The sequence below is a fragment of the [Mycobacterium] manitobense genome, assembly GCF_025821665.1.
Classification (GTDB): Bacteria; Actinomycetota; Actinomycetes; order Mycobacteriales; family Mycobacteriaceae; genus Mycobacterium; species Mycobacterium arseniciresistens.
Genome location: NZ_JACKSJ010000245.1, coordinates 40,753 through 47,201, shown reverse-complemented (window position 1 = coordinate 47,201; position 6,449 = coordinate 40,753). Strand labels below are relative to the sequence as shown.

Genomic DNA, 6,449 nt, shown 5'->3' with positions numbered 1-6,449 from the left:
TCGACGAATCGGTGGCCGCGCCGGCGGCTCACGTGCTGCCGCTGCACCGCCTCGACGACGAGTCCGGCTGGGCGAGCGCCGACTGGCGGCTGCGCCGCGGCCGGATCGTGTTGCTCGACGGCAACTCGCCCGCCGGGCTGCGGCTGCCGCTCGACGCGATCAGCTGGCAGCCGCCACCCGCGACGCACGACGCCGATCCGCTGAAGCCGCGGGGGAGGCTGAAAACCGGCTCCGACGGCGAGGAGGCGGCCGTCGTCGAAGACGCCGACACCGCCCCGACCACCGCGCTGGTCGCCGAGATCCGGTCCGGGCTGCTCTACGTCTATCTGCCGCCCACCACCGAGCTCGACCACTTCGTCGACCTGATCGCCCGGATCGAGGCGGCCGCCGCCGCCATCGAGACCCCGGTGGTGATCGAGGGCTACGGCCCTCCGCAGGACCCCCGCATCACCTCGATGTCGGTCACCCCCGACCCCGGCGTGATCGAGGTCAACGTGGCCCCCACCGCATCGTTCGCCGAACAGCGCGAGCAGCTGCACACGCTCTACGAACAGGCCCGGCTCGCCCGGCTGTCCACCGAGTCCTTCGCCGTCGACGGCACCCACGGGGGCACCGGCGGCGGCAACCACATCACGCTCGGCGGCCGCACGCCTGCCGACTCACCACTGCTGCGCCGCCCCGATCTGCTGGTGTCGATGCTGACCTACTGGCAGCGCCACCCGGCGCTGTCGTACCTGTTCTCCGGCCGGTTCATCGGCACCACTTCGCAGGCGCCGCGGGTCGACGAGGGCCGCTCCGAGGCGCTCTACGAACTCGAGATCGCCTTCGCCGAGATCGCGCGGCTGGCGCCGTCATCGGGCGGCGCGCCCGGGGCGGCGAAACCGTGGATCACCGACCGCGCGCTGCGCCATCTGCTCACCGACATCACCGGCAACACCCACCGCGCCGAGTTCTGCATCGACAAGCTCTACAGCCCCGACGGCACCCGCGGCCGGCTCGGCCTGCTCGAGCTGCGCGGGTTCGAGATGCCGCCCCACCACCAGATGGCGATGGTGCAGGCGCTGCTGGTGCGCTCGCTGGTGTCCTGGTTCTGGGACGAGCCGCTGCGCGCCCCGCTGATCCGTCACGGCGCGAATCTGCACGGCCGATATCTGTTGCCGCACTTCCTGATCCAAGACATCGCCGACGTCGCGGCCGATCTGCGCGCGCACGGCGTCGACTTCGACACGAGCTGGCTGGATCCGTTCACCGAATTCCGCTTCCCGCGCATCGGCACCGCCGTGTTCGGCGGCGTCGAGCTGGAACTGCGCGGGGCCATCGAACCGTGGAACGTGCTCGGCGAGGAAGCCACGGCCACCGGCACCGCGCGCTACGTGGACTCGTCGGTGGAGCGCATCCAGGTGCGGCTGATCGGCGCCGACCGGCACCGCTACATCGTCACCGTCAACGGGCAGCCGGTGCCGCTGCTGGCCACCGACAACCCCGACATCCAGGTGGGCGGAGTGCGGTACCGGGCGTGGCAGCCGCCCAGCGCCCTACACCCCACCATCACCGTCGACGGTCCGCTGCGGTTCGAACTCCTCGACACCGCCAGCGGCACCTCACGCGGCGGCTGCACCTACCACGTCTCCCACCCCGGTGGCCGTTCCTACGACACCCCGCCGGTGAACGCGGTCGAGGCGGAATCCCGCCGGAGCCGCCGGTTCGAGGCGACCGGCTTCACCGCGGGCCGCATCGACATGTCCGACATCAGGGAGAAGCAGGCCCGCCAGTCCACCGACGTGGGCGCACCGGGCATTCTCGACCTGCGCCGGGTGCGTACCGTTCTGCGTTGATGGTGCTGCACGCGAACGGTTCGTCGGAGCCGGTGCCCGCCGCCGATGACGTCGACGACGTGCTGGCGGGGTACCGCGCTGCCAGGGCGCAGCAGGCACTGTTCGACGTGGCAGGCGGCGCCGGAGCCCGCTACGACGAGTTCGTCGACGACACCGGCGACATCCGGCCGGCCTGGCGCGAACTCGCCGAGGGCATCGGCGAGCGGGGCCGCGACGGGCTGGACGGGCTGCGGTCGACCGTGCGCGGCCTCGTCGACTACGACGGCATCAGCTACGTCCAGCACGACCCGCAGGACCAGACCGTCGGCGCCTCCGCGCCGGGCCAGTGGCACCTCGACGCGCTGCCGCTGATCGTGTCGGCCGCCGACTGGGACGGACTGGAAGCCGGACTGGTGCAACGCTCCCGGTTGCTCGACGCGGTGCTGACCGACCTGTACGGCGACCGGCGCGCGATCACCAGCGGCGTGCTGCCCGCCGCCCTGGTGTTCGCCCATCCCGGGTACGTCCGCGCGGCGCACGGCATCGTGGTCCCCGGCCGGCACCAGCTGTTCCTGCACGGCTGCGATGTCAGCCGCGACGCGGCCGGGCGGTTCGTGGTGAACGCCGACTGGACGCAGGCGCCGTCCGGTGCCGGTTACGCACTCGCGGACCGGCGCGTCGTCGCCCACGCCATCCCTGACCTCTACGAGCGCATCGCGCCGCGGCCCGCGTCGCCGTGGGCGCAGGCACTGCGACTGGCGCTGATCGACGCCGCGCCCGAATCCGCCGAGGAACCCGTGGTGGTGGTGCTCAGCCCCGGCAGCCACTCCGAGACGGCGTTCGACCAGGCCTACCTCGCCAGCGTGCTGGGATTTCCGCTGGTCGAGAGCGCCGACCTGGTGGTCCGCGACGGAAAGCTGTGGATGCGCTCGCTGGGCACGCTCAAGCGGGTCGACGTCGTGCTGCGCCGCGTCGACGCCGAATACGCCGACCCGCTCGACCTGCGCGCCGACTCCCGCCTCGGCGTGGTCGGACTGGTCGAGGTGCTGCGCCGCGGCGCCGTCACCGTCGTCAACACCCTGGGCAGCGGAATCCTGGAAAGCCCTGGGCTGCTGCGCTTCCTGCCCGAACTGGCCCATTCGCTGCTCGACGAGACGCCGCTGCTGGAGACCGCACCGCTGTTTTGGGGCGGTATCGACCTCGAGCGTTCCCACCTGCTCACGAAGCTGTCATCCCTGTTGATCAAGTCCGTTACCGGCGACGAGGTCGTCGTCGGCCCGCAGCTCTCGGTGCGCCGGCGCGAGGAGCTGGCCGCGCGGATCGAGGCCGCGCCGTGGCAGTGGGTGGGCCAGGAGCTGCCCCAGTTCTCCTCGGCGCCCACCAACCACCTCCGCGGCGGGTTGTCGGCGGCCGCCGTCGGGATGCGGCTGTTCACCGTCGCCCAGCGCAGCGGTTACGCCCCGATGATCGGCGGGCTGGGCTACCTGCTCGCACCGGGCGCGGCCGCATACGAGATGAACACCGTTGCGGCCAAGGACGTGTGGGTACGCACCTCGACCCGGGTCCGGGCCGAGCGACTGCCTGCCGGGTTGCCTGCGATGACACCGAGCCCGACCCGTGCGGTGAGCTCGCCGCGCATGCTGTCGGACCTGTTCTGGCTGGGACGCTACGCCGAACGCGCGGAGCACACGGCGCGGCTGCTCACGGTGACCCGCGAGCGCTATCACGAGTTCCGGTACCGGCCCGACCTCGCCGGCGGCGAGTGTGTGCCGGTGCTGCTCACCGCGATCGGACGGATCACCGGGACCGACACCGGCGCCGACGGCGACGACCACGAGATGATCGCGATCGCGCCGACCACCCTGTGGTCGATCACGGCCGACCGGCACCGCCCGGGCTCGCTCGCCCAGGCGGTGGAACGGCTCGGCCTCGCCGCGCGCTCGGTGCGCGACCAGCTGTCCAATGACACCTGGATGGTGCTGGCCACCGTCGAGCGCGCGGTGCTGCGACCACCGGGACCGCCACCAGAGTCGCAAACCGAGGGTGAGGCGTATCTCGTTGCCGCACATCGGCAGACGCTGTCGGGCATGCTGGCCCTCGCGGGGGTGGCCGCCGAGTCGATGGTGCAGGACGTCGGGTGGACGATGATGGACATCGGCAAGCGCATCGAGCGCGGTCTCGGCCTGACGGCGCTGCTGCGCGCCACGCTGACCACCGCGCGGCACGCGGCGGCCGAGCAGACCATCACCGAATCCGCGTTGGTGGCGTGCGAGTCGTCGATCAGCTACCGGCGCCGCACCCTCGGCGCGGTGAGCGTGTCCGCCGTGGCGGACCTGTTGCTCTTCGACTCGGAGAACCCGCGCTCGCTGGTGTATCAGTTCGACCGGCTCCGGTCCGGGCTGCGGGTGCTGCCGGGTTCGTCGGGGTCGTCGCGGCCGGAGCGGCTGGCCGAGGAACTCGCGATCCGGCTGCGCCGACTGGATCCGGCCGACCTCGAGGACGTCGACGACGAGGGCATGCGTCCCGAACTCGTCGCGCTGCTGACCGATCTGCACACCGGGTTGCGCGAACTGTCCACGGTGATCACCACCACGCACCTGTCGCTGCCCGGCGACATGCAGCCGCTGTGGGGGCCCAGTGAGCGCCGGGTGCTGCCGTGAGCGCCAGCCCGTCGACCCGCACCTACCGCATCGATCACCGCACGGTGTACCGGTATTCGGACGTGGTGACCAGTTCGTACGGCCGGGGCTTCCTCACCCCGCGCGACCTGGCCGGCCAACGGTGCCTGACCCACGAACTCGTCGTCGATCCCGCGCCCGCCGACAGCTCGACCAGCCGCGACGGGTACGGGAACCTGAGTTCGTACTTCCACGTCACCGAGCACCACCACACGCTGAGCGTGACCAGCACGTCGCTGGTGGAGGTCGACCCGCCGCCGGCGGAGCTGTACACCGGCGGCTCTGCCAAGGCGCCGTGGGAACTCTCCCGTCCCGTCGGCCCCGACGCCGCGCTCGCCACCGAGTTCGCCCTCGACCTGCGTCCGCCGGAGATCACGGCGGCGGTACGGGACTATGCCGCACCCAGCTTCACGCCCGGCAGGCCGCTGGTCGAGGTGCTGCGCGAGCTGACGTCGCGCATCCATGCCGACTTCACCTACCGTTCGGGCTCGACGACCGTCTCGACCAGGGTCGACGAGGTTTTGGTTGCGCGAGAAGGGGTATGCCAGGACTTCGCGCGCCTGGCGATCGCCTGTCTGCGCACTCACGGTCTGGCAGCCAGCTACGTCTCGGGATACCTGGCGACCGACCCCCCTCCGGGAAAGGAACGCATGATAGGCGTTGACGCGACCCATGCCTGGGCATCGGTGTGGACTCCGCAGGATCAGTGGCTGAGCCTGGACCCGACCAACGACAAGATGGTCGACGAACGTTACGTGGTGGTGGGTTTCGGCCGCGACTACGCCGACGTCCCGCCCCTGCGCGGCATCATCTACACCGAGAGCGAGAGCAGCGTCATCGAGGTGGCGGTCGACGTGGCGCCGATTGGTGTCGGGAATGCGTGACTTCACCTGCCCCAACTGCGGTCAGCGCCTGGCGTTCGAGAACTCGCTGTGCCTGAATTGCGGCAGCAGGCTGGGCTTCTCGCTGGAGGACATGGCACTGCTGGTGATCGCGCCGGAGGAGGAGAGCGAGCACGCGGGCGCGGTGGACGAGAGCCGCTACCAGTTGTGCGCCAATCTGTATCTGGCCAAGTGCAACTGGCTGGTGGAGAAGGCGCCGGTGCGGCGGCTCTGCACGTCGTGTGCGTTGACCCGCACCCGGCCCAACGACGCCGACACCAAGGCGCTCCCGGCGTTCGCGGCCGCCGAGAAGGCCAAGCGCCGGATGATCGTCGAACTGCACGAGCTGAAGTTGCCGATCGTCGGCCGCGACGCGGACCCCGACTACGGCCTGGCGTTCGACCTCTTGTCGAGTGAATTCGAGAAGGTCTTCACCGGCCATGCCAACGGGGTCATCACCCTCGACCTCGCCGAGGGCGACGACGTGCACCGCGAACAGTTGCGGGTCGCGATGGACGAGCCGTATCGGACACTGCTCGGCCACTTCCGCCACGAGATCGGGCACTACTACTTCTACCGGCTGGTCAGCCCGTCGCCCGACTACCTGGCGCGGTTCAACGACCTGTTCGGCGACCCGGACCTGGACTATCAGGCCGCGCTCGACCGCCACTACAACGAGGGCGCGCCCGCAGGCTGGGAGAAGGACTACGTCTCCTCCTACGCCACCATGCATCCCGCAGAGGACTGGGCCGAGACGTTCGCGCACTATCTGCACATCCGCGACACCCTGGACACCGCGGCGGCGTTCGGGTTCGCTCCCGCGGGCGCGACGTTCGAGCGCAAGGTGCTGGGGCCCAGCGGGTTCGACACGATCATCGACCTGTGGCTGCCGTTGGCCTGGTCGCTGAACATGGTGAACCGCTCGATGGGCCGCGAGGACCTGTATCCGTTCGTGCTGCCGCCGCCGGTGCTGGAGAAGATGCGGTTCGTCCACGCCGTCATCGACGAGATCACCAGTGATCCCGTCAAACTCGAGTCGGTCAGCGCCTCACAGCAGCAGACCCAGGGCTGACGGC

At 70.6% G+C, this 6,449-nt stretch carries 4 protein-coding genes; all 4 read left to right on the top strand.

Features of this window, described 5'->3' with window-relative positions:
- Positions 1-1,835: transglutaminase family protein (locus H7I41_RS27060; RefSeq protein ID WP_264015724.1), on the top strand; the 1,835-nt coding region annotated here is incomplete at its 5' end.
- Positions 1,835-4,474: a circularly permuted type 2 ATP-grasp protein gene (locus tag H7I41_RS27055; protein ID WP_264015723.1), complete on the top strand. Its 2,640-nt coding sequence runs from the start codon at positions 1,835-1,837 to the stop codon at positions 4,472-4,474. The genes H7I41_RS27060 and H7I41_RS27055, both read left to right, overlap by 1 nt.
- Positions 4,471-5,376 carry a transglutaminase family protein gene (locus H7I41_RS27050; protein ID WP_264015722.1) on the top strand — a complete coding sequence of 302 codons (906 nt, stop codon included), beginning with the start codon at positions 4,471-4,473 and terminating at the stop codon, positions 5,374-5,376. The genes H7I41_RS27055 and H7I41_RS27050 overlap by 4 nt, the downstream gene beginning before the upstream one ends.
- Entirely contained in the window at positions 5,369-6,445 is a 1,077-nt protein-coding gene (locus H7I41_RS27045; RefSeq protein ID WP_264015721.1) for a zinc-binding metallopeptidase family protein, read from the top strand. Before H7I41_RS27050 ends, H7I41_RS27045 begins: the two co-directional genes overlap by 8 nt.
- Positions 6,446-6,449 lie beyond the last annotated feature (4 nt).